Below are 21,369 nucleotides of genomic sequence, written 5' to 3'. Positions count from 1 at the left end.
TTTCCAGGCCGCTCAGCGGGCGCAGCGGCAAGCTCAGGTCCCGTTGGTAGTGCATGGGCGAGTCGTGGAATTCGACTACATCGATCTTCAGGCGCGCATCCATGCTGAAGCTGAACCAGATGCCGCGCTCGGCGCACAGGCGCTTGATGTAGGCAAGGTCCGATTCGCCGTACTGCAGCAGTTGCTCGTGCTGCTTGTACGTCCTGCCGAGGTCGATGAGGAAGTCCTGCCCGCGCAGGCCGTGGCGGCGAAGGATGCTTTCCACCACTTCGGGCACGCTCTGGTTCTGGTAGATGCGGAACTGCTGGCCCTTGTCGAGCAGGGCAAGGTGCGGCTCGAGGGTGAGCTCATAACGCGCGTCTTCTCGGGATGCCGAGACTCTCTTGAAGCGGGTTATAACTCCGTGGAGGGTGCGCAGTGGTGCCACCGGAGGCGGTGTGAAACCGCGGATAGTCACCGAGGGTGGTGCGGCGTGCATGCTGAAGCTGGCGTCCTTGCCGAGCATCGTTTCAGCGGCGATATCGAGGTTGGGACTGGTGACCTCGATGGCGTAGCAGAAGGTTTCGCTGAGCGCTTCGGTACCGGAGAAGGCCAGCACGTCCAGCAGGGCGCCCTGGCCATCCACGGTGACGGTGTGCCGGCTGTGGTTGAAGAACAGGGTATGCGCGCTGTCCATGAATAAACCTCCTTGACCCTTGAAGGTGGCTATCCCAACAGTCTGGAGGTGGCGGCGCTATCGGACTGATCCTGATTCCCTATCGGATCGGTCATTAGATGTAGTAACTGCACTTGCCATCGCTACGCCGGATCAGCGCCTTTTCCTCGGCCAGCCATTCTTCGCGGGTGCCGATGGAATGGGCAGTCATGGCAGTTCTCCTCCGCCAGCGGCGGTTCGGTGGGCATGGCTTAGACTAGGCAGCGGGCCGACGTCGACGGGAGTGACAAAGGTGGCGGGATTTCCATGGATTCGCTGATCACCGCGGCTGCCCGCGCGCTGGCAGCGGGCGATCCGCTGGGCGCATTGAACCGCGTAGCGCTGCGCGCGGACCCGCCAGCGCTGGCCTTGCGCGGCATTGCCATGGCGCAATTGGGCGACTTTCCCCGCGCTCGCACCCTGTTGCGCCAGGCCGCCCGGGCCTTCGGCGCCCACGAGCCAATGGAGCGCGCCCGTTGCCAGGTGGCCGAGGCGGAAGTGGCGCTGGCCAGCCGCGAGCTGAACTGGCCGAGCGAACCGCTGGAGCAGGCCGCGCAGGCGCTACTGGATCACGGCGACCGGCTGAATGCCGCGCATGCCCGCTACCTGCTGATCCGTCGTGGGTTGCTGATCGGCAAGCTCGATGACGCCGATGCAGCGTTGAGCACGCTGCAGCCGGATGCGCTGCCGCCTTCCTTGCGCACGGTGCATTGGCTGATCGCCTCCGGCATCGCCGTCCGCCGGCTGCAGGCGGGCAAGGCCCGCGCTGCGCTGCAGAGGGCCAGTGAGGCGGCGGCAGCGTCGGGTATCGCCGCCCTGCGCGCGGAAGTCGAGCAGGCGACGCGCATGCTCGATGCACCCGCCGCGCGGCAGATTGCCCGGCCAGCCGCGCGCCTGCTGTCGCTGGATGAAGTGGAAAGCCTGCTGCGCTCCGATGCCCTGGTGGTGGACGCCTGCCGCAACCGCATCGGCAGCCTGCCGCTGGGCAGCCGTCCGGTGATCTTTGCCCTTGCCCGAGCGCTGGCGGAAGCCTGGCCGGGCGATGCCTCGCGCACCGAGCTGATCGCCCGGGTGTTCCGCATCCGCCAGCCGGACGAAACCCACCGTGCGCGTCTGCGGGTGGAAATGGGCCGCTTGCGGCGCTTGTTGCAGCCTTTGGCGGGTATCGAGTCGACGCCACGCGGTTATCGGCTGGTCGCCGCCAATCCGGTGGTCCTTGCGCCGCCGCTGGAGGACGCCAACGCTGAAGTACTGGCACTGCTCAGCGATGGCCAGGCCTGGTCCAGCTCGGCCCTGGCGCTGGCGCTGGACACCAGCCAGCGCAGCGTGCAACGCGCCCTCGAAGCACTGAGCGAGGCCGGCCGGGTACAGGCGCTGGGGCAAGGGCGCGCGCGGCGCTGGACGCTGCCGCCAGTAGCGGGATTCGCGACGACCTTGTTACTCCCCGCGCCTTTCGGCGCCTGAATAGGCTGAAGGCTCCCAACCACAACGTGCAGGGCAACATCATGACCACCCATTACAAGCAATCCCCGGCGCAGGTGCTGCAGGAGTACGGCCCGTTCCCCGGCGTCAGCAGCGTGCATGGCCTGACCTTCGATGGCCAGCGGGTCTGGTTCGCCGTCGGCGAGCGCCTGCAGAGCCTCGACCCGCAGGACGGTCGCCTGGAACGCAGCATCGACGTACCGGCCCACGCCGGCACCGCGTTCGACGGCACCTACCTCTACCAGATCGCCGAAAGCCGTATCCAGAAGATCGACCCCGGCAGCGGCAAGGTGCTCTCGAGCATTCCCGCTCCGGGCAACGGTGGCGATTCCGGCATGGCCTGGGCGGAAGGGTCACTCTGGGTCGGCGAGTACCGCGCGCGGAAGATTCACCAGATCGACCCGGAGAGCGGCGAAATCCTGCGCACGATTGATTCAAATCGTTTCGTCACCGGCGTGACCTGGGTCGACGGCCAACTCTGGCATGGCACCTGGGAGCCGGAAGCGACCTACAGCGAGCTACGCCGCATAGACCCGCAGTCCGGCGCGGTTCTGGAGCAACTGGACATGCCCGAGGGCGTGCATGTTTCCGGGCTGGAAGCCGATGGCGCCGAGCGCTTCTACTGCGGTGGCGGCAACAGCGGCAAGGTCCGCGCGGTACGCCGGCCGCGCTGAGGCACGCCAACGAAAGCAATCTGGGCTAGTGTTGGCACCTCACTGGAGATGGCCGCACTGGCCCGGAGAACGCTCATGGATTGGCTGGAACACCGTATTCCCCCGCCCCTGGTGGCGATCATCAGCGCTGCGCTGATGTGGCTCGCCGTACGCCCGATCGACCCGCTGGGCAACCGCCTGTGGGTGGCCCTGCTGGTGGTGCTGGCCGGAGTCGCGATCTGCCTGGCGGGCGTGGCGTCCTTCCGTCGCGCGCGCACCACGGTCAATCCGCTGAAGCCGGAGAGCGCCTCGTCCCTGGTGGTCGCCGGCATCTACCGGCATACCCGCAACCCCATGTACCTGGGCTTCGCCATCATCCTGCTGGGCTGGTGCGTACTCCTCGGTTCGGTGCCGGCGCTGCTCGGCGTCGCAGCCTTCGTGCTGTATATCGGGCGTTTCCAGATCCGCCCGGAGGAACGTGCACTGCGCGAGCTGTTCGGTAGCGAGTTCGACGCCTTCTGCGAGCGGGTGCGACGCTGGGTCTGAGGGCTTCACGGCAGATTGCCATTGCCTTCTGGCCGGGAGAGATGAGATATTTGCAAATGCTAAACATTCTCATCAAAGCAACACTCATCAAGGCCTGCTGTGTCCCCTTCCCTCTTGCTGGTGGAAGACGATTCCCGTCTCCGCCTGGACCTCGAACGCCATTTCTGTCAGCGCGGCTTTTCTGTCACCACCTGCGCCAACGGTGACCAGGGCCTCGTAGCCGTTCACCAGAACGACTTCGACCTGGTCCTGCTGGACATCATGCTGCCCGGCGTCGATGGCCTATCCCTGCTCGATACCCTGCGCAGCCAGCGTGCTACGCCGGTGATGCTGATGTCTGCACTGGGTGCCGAACAGGACCGCATCACCGGCTTCACCCGTGGCGCCGACGACTACCTGCCCAAGCCTTTCAGCCTGGCGGAACTGGATGCACGCATCGATGCGCTGCTGCGCCGGGTCAATCTGGATCGCGCACGTGCCGCGCCACCGGTGCAGGGTTCGTTGCAGTTCGACGATGAGTTGCAGGACGTTTCTCGCCATGGTGAACACGCCGGGCTGACGCATTCCGAATATCGCCTGTTGGCCACGCTGAACGCCCATGCCGGCGAAGCGCTGAGCAAGAGCTTCCTCTACCAGAGCGTACTGCACCGCGCCTACACGCGCCTCGACCGCGGGCTCGACGTACACGTCTGCAACCTGCGCCGCAAGCTCGCTGCGATCGGCGCGCAGCAGGTGCAGATCCAGGCCGTGCGCGGCCAGGGCTACATCCTGGTGGACGCGGAGCGCCACTGATGCGTCGCCATCCGCTGCTGTGGAAGCTTGCCGCGTTGCAGGTCGGCTTCTGCCTGCTGCTGACCTGGCTGATCTGGACCTGGGGCCTGTCGCTGGAGCGCAGCACCTACTTCCTCGGCGAAGCCGATCGCGACTACCTCGCGCGCTATGCCGAGCAGGCCGAAATGGTCTTCGAGCAGCACGGCGCCGGAGGTGTCGAGCGCTTCCGCCAGGAGCTGTCCGCCGCCGAGGACACCTGGGTGGCGGTGATCGGCGAGCACCTGCAGAGCCTGGGCACCACGCCGCTGACGGCGGAGGAATCCAGCCACCTGACCTTCATGCGCAAGCTCGACTGGCCGATGAGCCGGCGCCTGCAGGACGAACTGCCCTACGTCAGCATCGAGTTTCCCGCGCACCCCGAACGCGGCCGGCTGGTCATGCAATTGCCCGAACGCCTGCTGCCCGGTGGCCTGACACCCTGGACGCACCTGTTCAGCCACGGCGTGGTGCCGACCCTGCTCGCCGCCCTCCTCGGCCTGCTGATCTACCGCCACCTGGTGCTGCCGCTCAATCGCCTGCGCGCCCGGGCCGACGCCCTGCGCGCCGACGACCTGGACAGCGAAGGACCCGGCACGCCACTGGCCCATCGCCGCGATGAACTGGGTGAACTGGCACTGGCCTTCGATCACATGGCCGAGCGGCTGCGCCACAGCCTTGCCCAGCAACGACTGCTGCTGCGCACCCTGTCCCACGAACTGCGCACGCCGCTGGCGCGCCTGCGCATCGCCCACGACAGCGACCTGGCGGCGGAGCAACTGCGCGAACGGCTGGACCGTGAGATCAACGACATGCAGCGCCTGCTCGAAGACACCCTGGACCTGGCCTGGATGGATACCGAACGGCCACAGCTGGAACGCGAGCCGGTGCTGGTACTGTCGGTATGGGAAGCACTGCGCGAAGACGCCTGCTTCGAGAGCGGCTGGGATGCCGAACGCCTGCCCTGCTCGCTGGGCACCGACTGCACGGTGCAGGTGCACCTGGACAGCTTCGCCCAGGCCATCGAGAACCTGCTGCGCAATGGCATCCGTCATTCACCGCGCAACGGGAAAGTACGCCTGGATGGTTGGCGCGAGGGCGCGTTCTGGCACCTGTGCGTCAGTGACGATGGCCCCGGCGTCGCCGAGGCAGACCTGGAGCGTATTTTCCAGCCGTACCAGCGCCTCCAGCCATCCGAGTCCAGCGGATTCGGCCTCGGCCTGGCCATTGCGCGGCGCGGCATCGAGCTCGCGGAGGGCCGTCTGTGGGCTGAAAACGGCGCAAAAAATGGCCAGGTCGGGCTCTGCCTGCACCTGCTGCTGCCCGCCGCGCCGGCCCCACAGGCTGACGCAAGTGTTTAGAAAGTTAATGCGCTTTACTGGCAAATAGCATTCATTATCATTTGTGATCTCTCAGTAATAGCCCTCCGCCGGAGATCACCGATGTCCTCCCGTCCGATGCAGTTCCTTCCGCCCTTCCTGCTGCTGTCCAGCTGCCTGCTGTCCTTCGCCGTGCAAGCAGCCAGCGCCGATTCCGACGTGGTCGAGTTCGACAGCGAGACCATCGTCGCCACCGCCGCCGAGGAAGCCAAGCAGATGCCCGGGGTGTCGATCATCACCGCCGAGGACATCAAGAAACGCCCGCCGGCCAGCGACCTGTCGCAGATCATCCGCACCATGCCCGGCGTCAACCTGACCGGCAACTCCACCAGCGGCCAGCGCGGCAACAACCGGCAGATCGACATCCGCGGCATGGGCCCGGAGAACACCATGATCCTGGTCGACGGCAAGCCGGTCAGCAGCCGCAATGCCGTGCGCTACGGCTGGCGCGGCGAGCGCGACTCGCGCGGTGACACCAACTGGGTGCCGGCCGACCAGGTGGAACGCATCGAAGTGCTGCGCGGCCCGGCGGCGGCGCGCTACGGCAACGGCGCGGCGGGCGGCGTGGTGAACATCATCACCAAGCAGGCGGGCAAGGAAACCCACGGCGACGTCACTGTCTACAGCAACTTCCCGCAGCACAAGGACGAAGGCGCCACCCAGCGCATGACCTTCGGCCTCAACGGCCCACTGACCGACACCCTGAGCTACCGCGTCTACGGCAACGTCGCCAAGACCGATTCGGACGACTGGGACATCAACGCCGGCCACGAATCCAACCGCACCGGCAACCAGGTCGGCACCCTCCCCGCCGGCCGCGAAGGCGTGCGCAACAAGGACGTCAACGGCCTGCTCAGCTGGCACCTGACACCCGAGCAGACCCTCGATTTCGAGGCCGGTTTCAGCCGCCAGGGCAACATCTATACCGGCGATACGCAGAACACCAACAGCAACGCCAACGTGAAGTCCATGCTCGGTCACGAGACCAACCGCATGTACCGCGAGAACTACTCGATCACCCATCGCGGCGAGTGGGACTTCGGCAGTTCCATGGCCTACCTGCAGTACGAGAAGACCCGCAACAGCCGCATCAACGAGGGCCTGGCCGGCGGCACCGAGGGCATCTTCAGCAACACCGACTTCTACACCGCCACCCTGCGCGACCTCACCGCCCACGGCGAAGTCAACCTGCCGCTGCACGCCTGGCGCGACCAGACCCTGACCCTGGGCAGCGAATGGGTGCAGCAGAAGCTCGACGACCCCAGCGCCAACACCCAGACCACCAGCGAAGGCGGCTCGGTACCGGGCCTGGCCGGCAGCAACCGCGACACTACCTCGCAAGCGCAGATCTTCTCGCTGTTCGCCGAGGACAACATCGAGCTGCTGCCCGGCACCATGCTCACCCCGGGCCTGCGCTGGGACCACCACAGCATCGTCGGCGACAACTTCAGCCCGTCGCTGAACATCTCCCACGCACTGACCCAGAGCGTCACCCTGAAGGCCGGCATCGCCCGCGCCTACAAGGCGCCGAACCTGTACCAGCTCAACCCCGACTACCTGCTCTACAGCCGTGGCCAGGGCTGCTACGGGCAGAGCACCAGCTGCTACCTGCAGGGCAACGACGACCTCAAGGCGGAAACCAGCGTCAACAAGGAACTGGGCATCGAGTTCAACCAGGACGGCCTGATTGCCGGCCTGACCTACTTCCGCAACGACTACAAGAACAAGATCGAATCCGGCCTGTCGCCGGTCGATCAGGCCAGCGGCGGCAGCGGCAGCTACGCCAACGCGGCGATCTACCAATGGGAGAACGTACCCAAGGCGCTGGTCGAAGGGCTGGAGGGCACCCTGACCATCCCGTTGATGGAACAGCTGAAGTGGAGCAACAACTTCACCTACATGCTGCAATCGAAGAACAAGGAAACCGGTGACGTGCTCTCGGTAACGCCGAAGTACACCCTCAACTCCATGCTCGACTGGCAAGCCACCGACGCCCTGTCGCTGCAGGCCAGCGTCGCCTGGTACGGCAAGCAAAAGCCGAAGAAGTACGACTACCACGGCGACCGCGTCACCGGCAGCGCCAACAACCAGCTCTCGCCCTACGCGATCGCCGGGCTGAGCGGCACCTACGAGTTCACCAAGAACCTGAGCTTCACTGCCGGGGTCGACAACGTCTTCGACAAGCGCCTGTTCCGCGAGGGCAACGCCCAGGGCGTCAACGGCATCGAGGGCGCCGGCGCCGCCACCTACAACGAACCGGGCCGCACCCTGTACACCAGCCTCACTGCGTCCTTCTGATTCGTAGCACGAGAACAGCCTGATGAGATTTCGCCTCCTGGCCCTGGCACTGGCATTCGCCGTGCCGGGGCTGGCAGCGCACGCCGCGCCTGCCCCCGACCAGAAAATGGACACCACCCTGCTGCAGCGCAGCGACCTGATCTACCGTTTCAGCACGCTGAAGCTGGATTCCGCCGATGGCCAGCGCCACTACCAGCTGTGGATTGCCCGCCCGAACCATCCCGCACCCGCCGCCGGCTATCCGCTGGTGTGGATGCTCGACGGCAACGCCGCCATCGGTGCGCTGGACGAGAAACTCCTCGCTGAGCTGAACAACGGCAAGGCACCGTTATTGGTCGCCGTGGGATATCAGACGCCACTGCGCATCGACCGCAGCGGCCGCACCCGCGACTACACCCCGCCGCGCCCGCAGCTGGCCGAACAGAAAGACCCACTCACCGGCGACCCCAGCGGCGGCGCCGATGCCTTCCTCGACCTGATGCGTGACAGCATGCTGCCCGCCGTTGCCGCCCGGGCGCCCATCGATCGCTCGAACCAGACGCTCTGGGGGCATTCCTATGGCGGCCTGCTGACCCTGCATGCATTGCTGACCCGCCCGCAGCAGTTCAGTTACTACGCGCCGGCCAGTCCCTCGCTGTGGTGGGGTGACGGCGCCATCCTCAAGGAGCAGGACGGCTTCGCCAAACGCCTGGCCGGGCACTCCGCGCAACTGCTGTTGATGCGCGGCGGCAAGGAACCGTTCAAACCGCGCGAAGACATCACCCCCAGCGCGCCGCGTGCTGCCCAGCAATTGGTGGAAAGCGTGGGCAAAGTGCCCGGCATGCAGGCGCGGTTCCACGCCTTCGACGGCATGAGTCATGGGCAGACGCTGGAGGCTTCGCTGAAGTACCTGTTGCGGATGCGATTTACGCAGTAACGGTGAACGCCTCTGCCACCTGTATTCCCCGCACCCTAGCCCTGGCTGCGCACCCCGCTGCAAAGTGGGAGGGAACTGATCGGCACAGGATGAAACCACATCGTCCGCCGGCACGGATGGCTCCCTCTCCCCTTGGGAGAGGGTTGGGGTGAGGGAAGGCCCAACGCAGGACTTGGCCCTGTAGGAGCGAGCTTGCTCGCGAACAAGGACTTACCGGTGACTTCGACGCTGGGCGGTTCGCGAGCAAGCTCGCTCCTACATAAACGCCATTGGCGCTCAGACTGACGCGGCGATCTGCTCCCGCAACCAGCGGTGCGCCGGGTCGCGGTGCGAGCGTTCGTCCCAGAGCATCGACATCTCGTAGCCCGGAACCTCTACCGGCGCCTCCACCACCCGCAACGCCGGGTTATCCCGCACCAGCCGCGCCGGCACCATGGCCACCAGGTCGCTGCTGGCGAGTGCCGAGATGACGAAGAGGAAATGCGGCACCGACAGCGCCACGCGCCGGCTCAGGCCAGCCGCCGCCAATACCTCGTCGGTCACACCGCTGAAGCCGCCGCCATCGGGCGACACCATTACATGCTCCAGCTGGCAGAACTGCGCCAGGGTCGGTCTGCGCTTGAGCTTCGGATGCCCGGTGCGGCCAGCCAGCACATAGCGCTCGGTGAACAACGTGCGCCGGCGCATTCCCGGTGGGCTGCCTTCGCTGGTATGGAACGCCAGGTCGATTTCGCCCTGCTCCGCCTGCCGAACGATGCGCGGCGGCGACAGTTCCAGCAGAGCCAGGCGAGTGCCCGGTGCGCTACGGCGAATGGCGCTCAAGGCCGGCAGCAGAATGGTGGATTCGCCATAGTCGGTCGCGGCGATGCGCCAGGTGTTGTTCGCCTGCGCCGGATCAAAGGGCGCTGATGGCGCCACCGCCTGTTCCAGCGCTTCCAGGGCCAGGCGCAATGGCTCGCGCAGGGATTCCGCCCGCGCTGTCGGGCGCATGCCGCGTGGGCCGGGCAGCAGCAACGGGTCGTCGAAGATGTCGCGCAGCTTGGCCAGATGCACGCTCACCGAAGGCTGCGAGAAGTTCAAGCGTTCGGCCGCGCGGGTCACGTTGTGCTCGGATAGCAGCACGTCGAGGGTCACCAGCAGGTTGAGGTCGAGCCTGCGCAGATTATTCATTGATATACCTGGGATACCGGATATTCATTTCAACTATACCCCGGCAATCCGCATCCTGCGTTCATCCCCTCTCACCGGATGACTCACAGGAAGGCACTCATGAACGTACTGATCGTCTACGCCCACCCCGAACCGCGTTCGCTCAATGGCTCGCTGAAGGACTTCGCCGTGCGCCACCTGCAGGCGGCTGGCCATGCCGTGCAGGTCTCGGACCTGTACGCGATGAACTGGAAGGCCCAGATCGACGCTTCCGACAGCCTCGATCGCGATCCCGAAGCGCGTTTCGACCCCTCGCTGGACTCCCAGCGCGCCTACGCCGCCGGCCGGCAGAGCACGGACATCGCCGCCGAGCAGGAAAAGCTGCGCTGGGCCGACACTGTGATCCTGCAATTCCCACTCTGGTGGTTCAGTATGCCGGCGATCCTCAAGGGCTGGTTCGAGCGGGTCTATGCCTACGGTTTCGCCTATGGCGTCGGCGAGCACTCCGACGCCCGCTGGGGCGACCGCTATGGCGAAGGCAACCTCGCCGGCAAACGCGCCATGCTGGTGGTCACCACCGGCGGCTGGGAATCGCACTACAGCCCCCGCGGCATCAACGGCCCGATCGACGACCTGCTGTTCCCGATCCACCACGGCATGCTGTATTACCCCGGCTTCGAGGTGCTGCCGGCGTACCTGGTCTACCGCACCAGCCGGGTGGATGGCGAACGCTACAGACAGATCGAACGGGAGCTCGGCGAGCGTTTGGACACGCTCCAGACCACCGCTCCCATCCCCTTCCGCCGGCAGAACGGCGGCGATTACCAGATTCCCGCGCTGACCTTGCGCGAGGAGATCAATCCTCAGGCAACTGGTTTTGCTGCACATCTGGATTGAGGCCCTGTTCGCGAGCAAGCTCGCTCCTACAAAGAGCCATGAGCACGCCCCTGTAAGAGCGAGCTTGCTCGCGAACCGCTTAGTCCTCAGGGCTGAACACGCGGCTCTGCCTCGAAAGCGCGCTGCAGCAGTTCTACGAACTCCGGCGCCGGCGGGATCTCAACATCACCGATGCGACTCACCGGCACCGCCGGCGTCCAGGAGTTCATTACCACCGCGCCGGCCAGGCGCGGCAGGTCCTGCTGGTCGATGGCGCGGGTGACCTGGCGCACGCCCTGCCGTTCCAGTTGCCGCTGGAGGATGCCCATGGTGGTGCCGGTGAGCATCTTCGCCCGCGGCCAGACCACGCTTTCACCATCCCAGAACGCCAGGTTCCAGATGGTTGCCTCGCTGAAGCGGCCACGGTGGTCGGTGAACACCGCATCGTCGAAGCCGGCGGCCACCGCTTCACGCAGGTACCAGGTCTTGGCGATCTCGCCGACGTGCTTGATCTCCGGTAGCACCCGTTCGTGCCCGGCAATAGCGAGGGTCAGCGGTCCCTGTGGGCCGTCAGACGGCGGTGCGGTGCGCACCAGCAGCTCGGGGCGATGCTCGGGGCCGGCGACGGTGAATTCCCCAGCGGGCGAGTAGACCGTCGCCATCAGGGATACGTCTTCCGGTGCCTGCTCCAGCGCAGTACGCAAGGCGGCACGAATCTCCTCATCGGAGTGGCCCTGGCCGAACAAGCGCTGCGAGGCATTGCGCAGGCGCTCCAGGTGCAGGTCCAGGCCACGGATGCCGCCGTCGCGCACCTGCATGGCGGTGAAGTGCGCGTAGCCGGCGAAAGCCAGCGACGCCAGATCGTCGGCGCTGGCGGGGCGGGCATTGCGTTGGGTGATGTAGGGATGGATGGCGGCTGACATGGCTTGGCTTCCTCTGCTCGGTGATCTTCAAATTCAACATCAGGTGAGATCACTATCGGCCTTTGACGAAGCCAGGAGAAACGAGTATTTCTCGTCAGATCATCAAACAGGATTTGAAGATCAATGGGCCGCCCCTTCCCCGGCATTCGCTCGCTGCGCACTTTCGAGGCCGCCGGCCGCCACCTGAATTTTACCCGTGCTGCCGAAGAGGTCGGCCTGACGCCCGCGGCGGTCAGCCACCAGATCAAGGAGCTGGAGGACCAGCTCGGCCTCGGCCTGTTCGTGCGCACCAGCCGCAGTATCCAGCTGACCCCGGCGGGCGCCCTGCTGCTGGAAGCGGCCGTCGAATCCCTCGGCCTGCTGCACCGTGCCACCGTGCGGGCGCGGCGGCTGGCGCGGTCGTCCGAGCAATTGCGGGTCTCGCTCACCGCGCGCTTCGCCACGCACTGGCTGTTGCCGCGCCTGCCGCAGTTCCGCGCGTTGCACCCCGGGCTGAAGCTCAGCTTCGACGTCAGCGACGAACTGCGCGATTTCGCCGTCGACGACATCGACCTGGCCATTCGCTTCGGCAGCGGGCGCTATCCCGGCCTCGTGGCCGAGCGCCTGTTCGATACCCAGATCGTGCCGGTGTGCTGCCCGAGCCTGCTCGAGGACGGGCCGCCATTGCGCGAGCCGCGCGACCTGCAGACCCATACCTTGTGCCACGTGGTGTGCGAAACCGAAGGCGCGGCCTGGCCGGACTGGTCGCGCTGGATGGCTGCAGCCGGCGTGGAAGACTTCGACGCCGGCAACTGCATGACCTTCGAGGACACCAGCCACGTGGTGCAGGCCGTGCTGGAAGGCGGCGCGGTCGGGCTGGCCGACCACGCCATGGTCGCCCGCGAGCTGGAACAGGGCCTGCTGGTGCAGCCGTTCGAGCTGGGCGTGCGGGTCGCCGAAGACTACGCCTACAACCTGGTGTATCCGCAGGCCAGCACCGATGATCCGCGAGTCAAGGCCTTCCGCGACTGGATTCTGCGCGAGCTGGCGGTCTGACTCAGTCGTTCTGCGGCACCACGCGCGCACCGGCGCCCTGGCCCTCGATGTAGACCTTCGTCCCAGGTTTGAGATCGGCATTCACCGGCTGGGTCACCGACACCAGCACGCCACTCTTCACCCGCACGATGACCTGCTGCGCCTCCTGCGGCTTGTCGTACTGGCGCTGCTCGGCATAGTTGCCGCCCACGCCGCCGGCCAGCGCGCCGGCAATCATCGCCACGTCGCGGCCGCTGCCGCGACCGATCAGGCTGCCCAGCGCCACGCCACCCAGGCCGCCGAGAATGGCCCCTACACCGGTATCGTGGTTGCTCTGCACCTGGGTCTCGGTGACCTGTTCGACCACGCCGGTGCGGATCTCCATTTCCCCCGGCGCGCCGGCACTTCCACTACCGCCGCCCGGTATTGCGGCGCAGGCGCTGAGGCCCAGGACAATGAAGCCGATGAGAAATCCGCGGTTGATACGGTGCATGGCGATCTCCTTGGTTGGGTTGATTGCCGACTCCGGCGGTGCGTGCCACCCAGCCTGCTGAGCATTGCCCGGATTCGCTGAATTGCCCGGCCCCGCCGGGGAATGCGACGGACGGTCGGAGCACGCCGCGCTGGTGCGCCAGCCTTGCCGCCAGGGCTTGTCTTTGCCGCGCTTTCCTGCGAAAACGCACGCCCTCGCGGCGCTTGAGCCGCACCTGCTACAGCGGAGAACGCCATGAGCAACGAACTGCAGATCGAAGATATCGTCGTCGGCGACGGCAAGGCCGTGGTCAAGGGCGCCCTCATCACCACCCAGTACAAGGGCACTCTGGAAGACGGCAGCGTCTTCGATTCGTCCTACGACAAGGGCCGCCCCTTCCAGTGCGTGATCGGCACCGGCCGGGTAATCAAGGGTTGGGACCAGGGTCTGATGGGCATGAAGGTCGGCGGCAAGCGCAAGCTTTTCGTGCCGGCGCACCTGGCCTACGGCGAGCGCCAGGTCGGTGCGCACATCCAGCCCAACTCCAACCTGCTGTTCGAAATCGAACTGCTGGAAGTCCTCACCCGCGACGATTGATGCTTACATCCAGGCTCAGGCCGGAGCCGTTTCCACGTTGCGCCGCATCGCCAGGATCGCCGTCGGCCCCTGCGCCTTGCGGGTGAACCAGAACACCCGGCTCACGCCGCGGGTGATCGCCACGTAGGCCAGGCGCAACTGCTCATCCTGCTGGGCCTGGTCGTAACTGCTGGCAAAGAAGCCCGAGGCCGCGTACAGCGCGCTGCGCAGCGGGTGTTTCTCCGCCGGCGCGCAGTCGTCGACGATGATCGCCACTTCCGCCTGCAGGCCCTTGGCGCGGTGGATGGTCATGCCCTTCACCGGCAGCTTGCGGTCCAGCTCGCCGAGGATCGTCTGCAGGGTCTCGTTGCGGCGGCTGAGCAGCAGCACGGCAGTCTTCTCCCGTGATCCGCGCGTGGCGACGTGCTCGCACTGCTTGCGGATCTCTTCGAGCAGAATCGGCAGGTTGTTGCGTGCATCGAAACGCTGCACCAGCTTGACCCCATGATCGCCCGCCTCCGCGGTCTTGAACGCGCGGCAGGTCTTGGCCTGTTTGTTGGCCACGCCTGCCAGCACGCGATCGCCGTCACGGATCACCGGGTCGATGCTGCGGTAGTTGGTTTCCAGCAGCAGCACGCGACTCTTGCGCCGGCCCTTGCTGGGGAAGTGCCGGTCGAAATCCATGAACAGCTCCGGCGAGCTGCCGCGCCAGGCGTAGATCGACTGCCAGTCGTCACCAATGGCCATCAGGCTGACGGCTTCGCCGCGTTTGGCCAGGTCGCGATGCAGCGCCTGCAACCACTGCACGATCTGCGGCGAAACATCCTGGAACTCGTCGATCAGCAGATGCTGGAACGGCGCCAGGGCCGCAGCCGGCAGCTTGCCGTCGCCGAGCTGGTCAGTCAGACGCTGGAAGGCCAGGTTGAAGGTCAGCAGGCCCTGTTCCTGCAAGGCGTTTTCGAAGGCCACCCAGAACAGTTGCAGCGCTTCGACGAACTGCCGTTCGCGCGGCGGGCAAGCGAGCTTCTTCGGCTGCAACTGGGCGATGCGCAGGCCGATGCTCTCGATGAACCCGGACTGGGCATGGAAGGCCTCGAACAGCGGCAGGGCGACGAATTCGCCAGGCAGTTTGAAAGCATCCAGTGGTGCCTTGCCGATGCGTGGCGGCTTGCCGTCCTCGCCGGCCTCCGGAGGTGGCGACAGCTCCAGCAGCTGGTGTACCAGAACGCGGAATTCATGCTGGTCGGCGTAGCACTGCTGGTAGACCTGCTTGAGCAGGCGTTGCTGCGCCGGGCGCAGGCGCCCAGCGAGCAGCGGGTTGTCCAGCTCGTCTGCCGGCGTGCGTTCGTCCAGTTGCTCGAACCAGCGTGGGTTCTTCAGCGCCACCTTTGCCAGTGTGCCCATGGCCGAGTGGAAGGTACGCACGCACTGGCGCGCCTGGGCCGCGTCGAGCGGATGCCCCCAGTAGCCGAGCACTTTCACCAGTTGCTCGCGCAGTTGCGCGCAGGACGCATTGGTGAAGGAAATAACCGTTACCCGCTCGGCCTCGATGCCCAGGTGGCAGAGCATGTAGACCACGCGCAGGACCAGCGTGGTGGACTTGCCAGAGCCGGCGCCGGCGAAGATGCGGGTCAACGGTTCGGGCGCGAGGATCATTGCCCACTGTTCATCCGAGGGCAGGCTGACCACCCCGTGGGCGGCGGCCTGGGCCACGCGCTGGCGCATGTCCAGGGCGTGTTGCTCATCCGGCGCCTTGGCCGCGCCATAGATACCGGCTGCGGCCGGAGCTCGCGGGCGCCTGGGCGCAGGCCCTTCGCCATCCTTCCTGGTTTTCGCCGTGCGCTTGGCGGGTGCCTTGGCATTGCCCTTGGTCTTGCCGCGTCCACGAGGTTGCGGCTGCGCCGCTTCGCGCTCGGCGCGCAGGTATTCGGTGGTACGGGGGAAATAACGCGCCAGGGCCTCGGCGAGCAGGCGTTTGTAGCGTTCGACAGCAGACTCCATGGGCCCATCCGATCAATTACAGCGTTGAATCATAAGCGCTTTCGCTCAGGGACAGGCAATCGATCCGGCGGTTCCGCAAGGTCCGGGAAAATTGATAACCATTAGCGATTGGATTAGAGTCGGGCTCCCGCTTTTTCCGGCCTTGCCGCCCCGATGGATGACCCCATGTTCGAACTGGAAAATGTCAGTTTCAGCGTCCCCGGTCGCACCCTTCTGCAACCGCTGAGCCTGCAGTTGGCCGACAGCAACATGATCGGCCTGATCGGCCACAACGGCTCGGGCAAATCCACCCTGCTCAAGCTGCTGGCCCGCCAGCAACAGGCCAGCAGCGGCAGCATCCGCCTGGATGGCAAGCCGCTGAAGGACTGGGGCAACCGCGACTTCGCGCGCCAGGTGGCGTATCTGCCGCAGCAACTGCCGCAGACCGACGGCCTGAGCGTGCGCGAGCTGGTCGCCTTCGGCCGTTACCCCTGGCATGGCGCGCTGGGCCGCGTGACTGGCGAAGACCGCAAACAGATCGACCGCGCGCTGGACCTGACCGATACCCTCGCCTTCGCCGAGCGCCCGGTAGACCTGCTCTCCGGCGGCGAACGCCAGCGCGTCTGGCTGGCCATGCTGCTGGCGCAGAACAGCCGCTACCTGCTGCTGGACGAACCGACCTCGGCGCTGGACATCGCCCACCAGGTGGAAGTGCTTTCCCGCGTCCATGAACTGAGCCGCGAGCTGGGCCTAGGCGTGCTGGTGGTGCTGCACGACATCAACATGGCGGCACGTTACTGCGACCACCTGATCGCCCTGCACGGCGGCCGTCTGCTGGCCCAGGGCTCGCCGGCCGAGCTGATGCGTGGCGACACGCTGGAAGACATCTATGGCATTCCCATGGGTGTGCTGAGCAACCCGGTGGATGGCTCGCCGATCAGTTATCTGCGCTGACGTGTAGGACTCCGTCCGCGATGGCTTTTGGTATGGCGTTTCTGCGCCGCTTCGGTGTGTTCGGAGGGATTTTGTTTCGCCTCCTCGGGCGAGTCCCTTTTGTCAAACGCCACAAAAGGAACCAAAAAGTCTCGCCCCTCCATCCGGTTTTTCGCTCAGGCGAAAAATTCCCTCATTGAATCGAAGTTTCAGGGGCACGCCACGACGGGCCATCCCTGGCCCATCGTGGCTCTTGCGGCATCCATGCCGCTCAACCCCTGAAACTCCAATTCAATGAGGCCTCCTGAAAGGGGCATTCCGGAGCATTCGGATGTTTCTCTGGAAGTACTCAAGACCAAAACCACAGCTGCGCGTGCAACGCCGTAGGGCGGATAACCTGGAACAGGTTATCCGCCGGATCCCGGATGGCGGATAACGCTGACGCGGTATGCGCCCTACCGATCGCTCACCTCAACCGGCGGCTCATCGATCAGCGGGCAATTATCGCAATTGCCCATCTCACCCAGGCGATAGCGAATGCAGCAAGTTCGCCGCTGCCGCCAGAGCCCGTCCGGGCGCTGCGCGCAGGACACCTCGACATACTGGATCGGCTTGTACAGCGGATTGCGCGTGCCATCCGGGCGGCGCTCGGTCTCCAGCAGCTCGCGACCGTGCCCGAGCATCGGTGCCAGCGGCGGCAATTTGCCCATCTCGCCGATGAACCACTCGAGGTAATTCCCGGCATTGCTCCAGAGCACCCTGGGCGACAGGCGCACCTCGCCGGCGAGGGTCTGGATGAAGGGCCGCAGGTGGCCTTCCAGCAGATGGGCAAAGCGCTGGAACGGATCTCCCGGCGGCGCAGTGAACGGCCCGCCCTCCCCCGGCAATTTGAAAGCTTCGGGAATGCCCGCGGCATCCAGCACCACTTCCACCTCGTCGAAGTCCAGCGGCAGCGAGCGGCCCAGCACCAACGCTGCGGCGACGACCGGCGGGATGATCCGCACCAGGTACCACTTCGACCACTGCGAGGCCAGTGCGCGACGGTCGCCGTCGGCATGCGCGGGATCGAAGCGGCGCAGCACGCTGTCGAGCATCTCGCGCTCGAGCAGCGTGCGGGCCGGTACGGACGGGCGTGGGTCGTCGCGGGTCACCAGCACTTCACGGTAGCTGGCGAACTCGCCGAAGTACAGCGGCGCCAGGGCTGCGATCACCGGCAGCCCTCGGTCGTGCGGCCCTCGATCCGGCAGAGCAGCGCTGTCAGCACAGGGAGCAACGCTCGAAGAAGGTTTCCCGGCTCTGCACCATCAGCGCGGCGCGCTTGTGCGGGAAGTTGAATTCCTTCTCGCGCCAGAAGCCCAGGCGCTGCATGTGGCCGATCATCTTCGCGTTATCGGCGCGCGGCTCGGCGACGATGCGCTGGGTGCGCGGGTCGTCCAGCAGCAGGTAGTGCACCAGGGCGGTCATCCAGCTTTCCACCTTGTGCGGGCCGCGATGGGATTCCTCGCCGACCAGCATGTGGATGCCGCGGTCGTAATCGCCCACTTCGTAGAATGGCGCGATGCGGTCCTCCTTGGCCCAGTAGGCTTCGTAGTAGGCGAAGGGCTGATCGTCGAAACAGCCGATCAGGGTAGTGGTGTGCGGGTCGGCAGCGGCTTTTTCCAGGTAGGCGCGATGCTGTTCCAGAGTGCCGCCTTCCTGCCAGAACTCGAGCACGCGGGGGCTGTTCTGCCAGCGGTTGAAGCGCTCCAGGTCCAGTTCGATGTCCAGGCTGCGCAGGGAAATCCATTGCCCCAGCTTCGCATCGAAGCGGCGATAGACTTCGCCCTGCGGCTTGGGTGCGCGCAGCGGATGACGACGGCCGCTGCTCATGCGATAGACCTGCGGGTAATCGGCACTGGCGATGCCCTTGTGCCAGGCAGCAGGCAGTTGCCAGAACGCCGCACGCTCGATCTGCAGGCGCCCGCCAACTTCATCGCGGCTCACCAGGCCTTGCTCGAAGGCCTCGGCGGGCACGTTGGCGGCAGCGAACTGCACGCGCTCGCTCTGCGGGTCGCTGGCGAAGCTCCAATAGGCCAGGGCCCACAGGGCATCGCGACTGACTGCAGCGTCGAGCTGCCAGCACTCGCCTTCGCGTTGCGCCGTCAGCAATGGCTGGCCGTCCAGCAGCAGCGTCAGGCTCTGCGCGCCAAGGTCGGCGGAGAGCTGGTGGCCATCGGGCAACGGCAGGGAAAAGCTGGGCGTCATAGTGGGTACCCTTTGGTGAATGCAACGACCCCGCCCGTAAGACGAGCAGGGTCGGCAGGAATTTAGTCGGCCCGGAAATCAGTTCCGGGCCGTTTGGCTCAGGCGCTTTCCGCGGTCAGCGGGCGCGTCGGCTTGTGCGCGGCTTCGTGCGGTGGCAGGTGCTCGAACAGCGACGCGGCGATTTCTTCCGCGCGCATCGGCAACACCGACAGCAGCGTATCGCTCAGGCCGTGGCTGTCCTGGGTGAAGCCCTGCAGGTAGATGCCGGCATGCAGTCGCTCATCCGCCAGCACGCGGTAATCGCGGCCCACCTCGAAATCACCCAGGTAGTCCTGCAGCGGTGCGAGCAGTTCGCGGTGCGATTTGCGCTCGTAACCGGTGGCGAGGATCACGGCGTCGTAGCGGTGGCTTTCCACGGCGCCGGTGGCGCTGTCGCGCAGGGTCAGCTCGATGCCATCGGCGTCGGCCTTGGCGGCCTCGACATTGCGCCGGCAGAGGAAGGCATGGCGATCCACGCCCGCCACCTTCTGCCGGTAGAAGATGCCGTAGATGCGCTCGATCAGGTCCAGGTCGACCACCGAGTAGTTGGTGTTGTGGAACTCCTGGATGAGCTTCTCGCGCTCGGCCTTGGGCTCGTTGAACACCAGGTCGGTGTAGCGCGGGGCGAAGATTTCGTTGACGAAGGGGCTGTCGTCGGCCGGCTTGAGCACGGCGGCGCGCAGGACCATGTCGACCTGCACCGAGGGGAAGCTGTCGTTCAGGTCGATGAAGGCTTCCGCTGCACTCTGGCCGCCGCCGATCACCGCGATGCGCATCGGCTCGTTCTGGTTGCAGCGCTGCTTGGCCATGCATTCCAGGTAACGGGCGTGGTGGAACACGCGCGGATCATCACGCAGGTGGCTGAAGGCGGACGGGAAGCGCGGCGTACCGCCGGTGCTCACCACCACGCTGCGGGCCAGGCGGAAGCGCTCGTGGCCGCGGGCATCGGTGGACAGCACCTTGACCAGCTCGATGCCGTCCGGGCCCTGCACCGGCTCCACGCGGCTGACCGTCTCGCCACAGACGCGCTGCTCGGCGAACTGCTCGCTGACCCAGCGCAGGTAGTCGTTGTACTCCATGCGGCACGGGTAGAAGGTGCCCAGGTTGGTGAAGTCGATCAGCCGCCCCATCGCATGCAGGTAGTTGACGAAGCTGTAGGGGCTGGTGGGGTTGCGCAGGGTCACCAGGTCCTTGAGGAAGGAAATCTGCAGCTCGCTCTGCGCCACCAGGGTGTTGCCGTGCCAGCGATAGTCGGCCTGCTTGTCGAGGAACAGCGCGTGGTAGTGGCGGCCCTCGCGTCGCGCCTGCTCCTGTAGGGCGATCGCCAGCGCCAGGTTGGAGGGGCCGAAACCGATGCCGAGCACGTCGTAGGTCGGGGTGATCATCTGGGTCATGGTGCCAATGTCCTGTATCGCGATGGCCGTGGGGTGGGATCACGCAGGAGGCGGCGGCTTACTGCTCTGCCCGGAGCGCCCCGCCATCCGGCGGTCGGCGCTCGCTCCTGCGTGTCGCCCGTGATTTGCGCTGTCGATAGCGCGTTATCTGGAGAGACGAGACAGGCTTTCGGAAATTTAGAATGATTCTCACTAAGTCATGAAAATTTCAGAATGACGGCGTGCCAGGCGGGGCTCGAAAAATGCGCAGGAGCCGCGCGGGACTATATCCCGGCGGAGCTGGCGCGTCTTTCCATGTAAATGCATCAGCGTAGGAGCGGACTCCGTCCGCGATGTGATGACCCCGCTCCCTGACCGATTGGAGTGGCAGTGATTCGATCGCGGACGAAGTCCGCTCCTACGCGAGGGCGGCTGACGAACCGCGCCTAGCCCTGCCCGCCCCAGGCCCTGAGCCGCAGCCGGCAGTGCTTCATCGCGTTGACGATGTGCTTCTCCACCATGTCGCGGGAGATGCCCATGGCTTCGGCGATCTCGACATGGCTGCAGCCATCGACCTTGCGCAGCAGGAAAGCGCGACGGCAGGCCTCGGGCAACTCCCCGAGGGCGCGCTGGAGCAATTGCAGTTGCTGCTGCCGGCTGGCCTCTTCCTGCGGGCAGCGCTCATCGAGGCAACCTTCGCGATCGAGGCTTTCCAGCTCTTCAGTGCGGCGCACGCGGCCACGCCGGTGCAGGTCGATGCTCAGGTTGACGGCAGTGCGATAGAGAAATGCGCGGGGTTGTTCGATATGCTCGTCACCCTTGCGGTCGAGCAGGCGCAGGAAAGCCTCCTGCGTCAGATCGGCAGCCACCTGCCGGTCGCCAAGGCGGCGATTGAGGTACAGGACCAATTCCTTGTAATAACGGATGAACGCGCTTTCCACCCCGTCGGGCATCCTATGAAAAACAGTCGAGGCTGTAGGCGCCTGCTGACAGTCCGAGTCAGGCTTATTTATAA

At 65.7% G+C, this 21,369-nt stretch carries 20 protein-coding genes; 11 read left to right on the top strand and 9 right to left on the bottom strand.

Annotation, left to right across the window (positions count from 1 at the left end):
* Nucleotides 1–676, bottom strand: a 676-nt coding sequence (gene vgrG, locus L6D89_RS30965; RefSeq protein ID WP_236202192.1) for a type VI secretion system Vgr family protein, incomplete at its 3' end; no start/stop codon positions are given.
* 285 nt (nt 677–961) lie between these two features.
* Between vgrG and L6D89_RS30960 the strand changes: the two genes are divergently transcribed.
* The 7 genes from L6D89_RS30960 to L6D89_RS30930 all read left to right on the top strand — a co-directional run bounded on the left by L6D89_RS30960 (nt 962) and on the right by L6D89_RS30930 (nt 8,775).
* Nucleotides 962–2,158, top strand: coding sequence for an ATP-binding protein (locus L6D89_RS30960; protein WP_236202191.1), 1,197 nt, complete (start codon nt 962–964; stop codon nt 2,156–2,158).
* A gap of 41 nt (nt 2,159–2,199) precedes the next feature.
* A complete protein-coding gene (locus L6D89_RS30955) occupies nt 2,200–2,850 on the top strand; it encodes a Vgb family protein (protein WP_236202190.1) in 651 nt (216 codons plus the stop codon).
* Nucleotides 2,851–2,925: 75 nt separating this feature from the next.
* Entirely contained in the window at nt 2,926–3,375 is a 450-nt protein-coding gene (locus L6D89_RS30950; RefSeq protein WP_236202189.1) for a methyltransferase family protein, read from the top strand.
* Between the two features lie 99 nt (nt 3,376–3,474).
* The gene (locus L6D89_RS30945) at nt 3,475–4,167 is read left to right on the top strand and encodes a response regulator transcription factor (protein WP_236202188.1); all 693 of its coding nucleotides are present in this window, start codon (nt 3,475–3,477) and stop codon (nt 4,165–4,167) included.
* Nucleotides 4,167–5,543 carry a HAMP domain-containing sensor histidine kinase gene (locus L6D89_RS30940; RefSeq protein ID WP_236202187.1) on the top strand — a complete coding sequence of 459 codons (1,377 nt, stop codon included), beginning with the start codon at nt 4,167–4,169 and terminating at the stop codon, nt 5,541–5,543. The genes L6D89_RS30945 and L6D89_RS30940 overlap by 1 nt, the downstream gene beginning before the upstream one ends.
* Nucleotides 5,544–5,624: 81 nt before the next feature.
* Nucleotides 5,625–7,859, top strand: coding sequence for a TonB-dependent siderophore receptor (locus tag L6D89_RS30935; RefSeq protein WP_236202186.1), 2,235 nt, complete (start codon nt 5,625–5,627; stop codon nt 7,857–7,859).
* 22 nt (nt 7,860–7,881) lie between these two features.
* Complete coding sequence (locus L6D89_RS30930) at nt 7,882–8,775, top strand: alpha/beta hydrolase (protein ID WP_236202185.1); 894 nt, start codon at nt 7,882–7,884, stop codon at nt 8,773–8,775.
* A gap of 276 nt (nt 8,776–9,051) precedes the next feature.
* Here the strand turns inward: L6D89_RS30930 and L6D89_RS30925 are convergent, their stop codons facing one another.
* The gene (locus L6D89_RS30925; protein ID WP_236202184.1) at nt 9,052–9,945 is read right to left on the bottom strand and encodes a LysR family transcriptional regulator; all 894 of its coding nucleotides are present in this window, start codon (nt 9,943–9,945) and stop codon (nt 9,052–9,054) included.
* A 99-nt stretch (nt 9,946–10,044) separates the two neighbouring features.
* Between L6D89_RS30925 and L6D89_RS30920 the strand changes: the two genes are divergently transcribed.
* Nucleotides 10,045–10,821 (top strand): NAD(P)H-dependent oxidoreductase, encoded by a 777-nt coding sequence (locus L6D89_RS30920; protein ID WP_236202183.1) that lies wholly within the window; start codon nt 10,045–10,047, stop codon nt 10,819–10,821.
* Nucleotides 10,822–10,907: 86 nt separating this feature from the next.
* On the opposite strand, the gene L6D89_RS30915 is transcribed toward L6D89_RS30920, so the two are convergent.
* On the bottom strand, nt 10,908–11,723 hold the full coding sequence (locus tag L6D89_RS30915; protein ID WP_236202182.1) for an aminotransferase class IV family protein: 816 nt from the start codon (nt 11,721–11,723) through the stop codon (nt 10,908–10,910).
* Between the two features lie 123 nt (nt 11,724–11,846).
* On the opposite strand from L6D89_RS30915, the gene L6D89_RS30910 reads away from it, so the two are divergent.
* Nucleotides 11,847–12,758 (top strand): LysR substrate-binding domain-containing protein, encoded by a 912-nt coding sequence (locus tag L6D89_RS30910; RefSeq protein ID WP_236202181.1) that lies wholly within the window; start codon nt 11,847–11,849, stop codon nt 12,756–12,758.
* A gap of 1 nt (nt 12,759) precedes the next feature.
* Here L6D89_RS30910 and L6D89_RS30905 read toward each other — a convergent pair whose 3' ends face one another.
* Nucleotides 12,760–13,230, bottom strand: coding sequence for a glycine zipper 2TM domain-containing protein (locus L6D89_RS30905; protein ID WP_236202180.1), 471 nt, complete (start codon nt 13,228–13,230; stop codon nt 12,760–12,762).
* Between the two features lie 234 nt (nt 13,231–13,464).
* On the opposite strand from L6D89_RS30905, the gene L6D89_RS30900 reads away from it, so the two are divergent.
* Nucleotides 13,465–13,806: an FKBP-type peptidyl-prolyl cis-trans isomerase gene (locus L6D89_RS30900; RefSeq protein ID WP_236175924.1), complete on the top strand. Its 342-nt coding sequence runs from the start codon at nt 13,465–13,467 to the stop codon at nt 13,804–13,806.
* 15 nt (nt 13,807–13,821) lie between these two features.
* Here L6D89_RS30900 and L6D89_RS30895 read toward each other — a convergent pair whose 3' ends face one another.
* On the bottom strand, nt 13,822–15,786 hold the full coding sequence (locus tag L6D89_RS30895) for a DEAD/DEAH box helicase (RefSeq protein ID WP_236202179.1): 1,965 nt from the start codon (nt 15,784–15,786) through the stop codon (nt 13,822–13,824).
* Nucleotides 15,787–15,951: 165 nt separating this feature from the next.
* Between L6D89_RS30895 and L6D89_RS30890 the strand changes: the two genes are divergently transcribed.
* Complete coding sequence (locus L6D89_RS30890; protein ID WP_236202178.1) at nt 15,952–16,719, top strand: ATP-binding cassette domain-containing protein; 768 nt, start codon at nt 15,952–15,954, stop codon at nt 16,717–16,719.
* Between the two features lie 434 nt (nt 16,720–17,153).
* Here L6D89_RS30890 and fhuF read toward each other — a convergent pair whose 3' ends face one another.
* The 4 genes from fhuF to L6D89_RS30870 form a co-directional block, all read right to left on the bottom strand.
* Nucleotides 17,154–17,909 (bottom strand): siderophore-iron reductase FhuF, encoded by a 756-nt coding sequence (gene fhuF, locus L6D89_RS30885; protein WP_236202177.1) that lies wholly within the window; start codon nt 17,907–17,909, stop codon nt 17,154–17,156.
* Between the two features lie 46 nt (nt 17,910–17,955).
* Nucleotides 17,956–18,942 (bottom strand): GNAT family N-acetyltransferase, encoded by a 987-nt coding sequence (locus tag L6D89_RS30880; protein ID WP_236202176.1) that lies wholly within the window; start codon nt 18,940–18,942, stop codon nt 17,956–17,958.
* A 98-nt stretch (nt 18,943–19,040) separates the two neighbouring features.
* The gene (locus L6D89_RS30875) at nt 19,041–20,375 is read right to left on the bottom strand and encodes a lysine N(6)-hydroxylase/L-ornithine N(5)-oxygenase family protein (RefSeq protein WP_236202175.1); all 1,335 of its coding nucleotides are present in this window, start codon (nt 20,373–20,375) and stop codon (nt 19,041–19,043) included.
* Nucleotides 20,376–20,800: 425 nt separating this feature from the next.
* Entirely contained in the window at nt 20,801–21,307 is a 507-nt protein-coding gene (locus tag L6D89_RS30870; RefSeq protein WP_373874999.1) for a sigma-70 family RNA polymerase sigma factor, read from the bottom strand.
* Nucleotides 21,308–21,369: the final 62 nt, after the last annotated feature.

This window comes from Pseudomonas pseudonitroreducens, from assembly GCF_021603645.1.
GTDB classification, from domain to species: domain Bacteria; phylum Pseudomonadota; class Gammaproteobacteria; order Pseudomonadales; family Pseudomonadaceae; genus Pseudomonas; species Pseudomonas pseudonitroreducens.
This window is presented reverse-complemented; position numbering and strand designations above follow the sequence as displayed.

Coding starts and splice junctions, on each gene's coding strand:
- L6D89_RS30960 (WP_236202191.1), top strand. CDS start 962: ATGGATTCGCTGATCACCGCGGCTGCCCGCGCGCTGGCAGCGGGCGAT.
- L6D89_RS30955 (WP_236202190.1), top strand. CDS start 2,200: ATGACCACCCATTACAAGCAATCCCCGGCGCAGGTGCTGCAGGAGTAC.
- L6D89_RS30950 (WP_236202189.1), top strand. CDS start 2,926: ATGGATTGGCTGGAACACCGTATTCCCCCGCCCCTGGTGGCGATCATC.
- L6D89_RS30940 (WP_236202187.1), top strand. CDS start 4,167: ATGCGTCGCCATCCGCTGCTGTGGAAGCTTGCCGCGTTGCAGGTCGGC.
- L6D89_RS30935 (WP_236202186.1), top strand. CDS start 5,625: ATGTCCTCCCGTCCGATGCAGTTCCTTCCGCCCTTCCTGCTGCTGTCC.
- L6D89_RS30930 (WP_236202185.1), top strand. CDS start 7,882: ATGAGATTTCGCCTCCTGGCCCTGGCACTGGCATTCGCCGTGCCGGGG.
- L6D89_RS30925 (WP_236202184.1), bottom strand. CDS start 9,945: ATGAATAATCTGCGCAGGCTCGACCTCAACCTGCTGGTGACCCTCGAC.
- L6D89_RS30920 (WP_236202183.1), top strand. CDS start 10,045: ATGAACGTACTGATCGTCTACGCCCACCCCGAACCGCGTTCGCTCAAT.
- L6D89_RS30915 (WP_236202182.1), bottom strand. CDS start 11,723: ATGTCAGCCGCCATCCATCCCTACATCACCCAACGCAATGCCCGCCCC.
- L6D89_RS30910 (WP_236202181.1), top strand. CDS start 11,847: ATGGGCCGCCCCTTCCCCGGCATTCGCTCGCTGCGCACTTTCGAGGCC.
- L6D89_RS30905 (WP_236202180.1), bottom strand. CDS start 13,230: ATGCACCGTATCAACCGCGGATTTCTCATCGGCTTCATTGTCCTGGGC.
- L6D89_RS30900 (WP_236175924.1), top strand. CDS start 13,465: ATGAGCAACGAACTGCAGATCGAAGATATCGTCGTCGGCGACGGCAAG.
- L6D89_RS30895 (WP_236202179.1), bottom strand. CDS start 15,786: ATGGAGTCTGCTGTCGAACGCTACAAACGCCTGCTCGCCGAGGCCCTG.
- L6D89_RS30890 (WP_236202178.1), top strand. CDS start 15,952: ATGTTCGAACTGGAAAATGTCAGTTTCAGCGTCCCCGGTCGCACCCTT.
- L6D89_RS30880 (WP_236202176.1), bottom strand. CDS start 18,942: ATGACGCCCAGCTTTTCCCTGCCGTTGCCCGATGGCCACCAGCTCTCC.
- L6D89_RS30875 (WP_236202175.1), bottom strand. CDS start 20,375: ATGACCCAGATGATCACCCCGACCTACGACGTGCTCGGCATCGGTTTC.
- L6D89_RS30870 (WP_373874999.1), bottom strand. CDS start 21,307: ATGCCCGACGGGGTGGAAAGCGCGTTCATCCGTTATTACAAGGAATTG.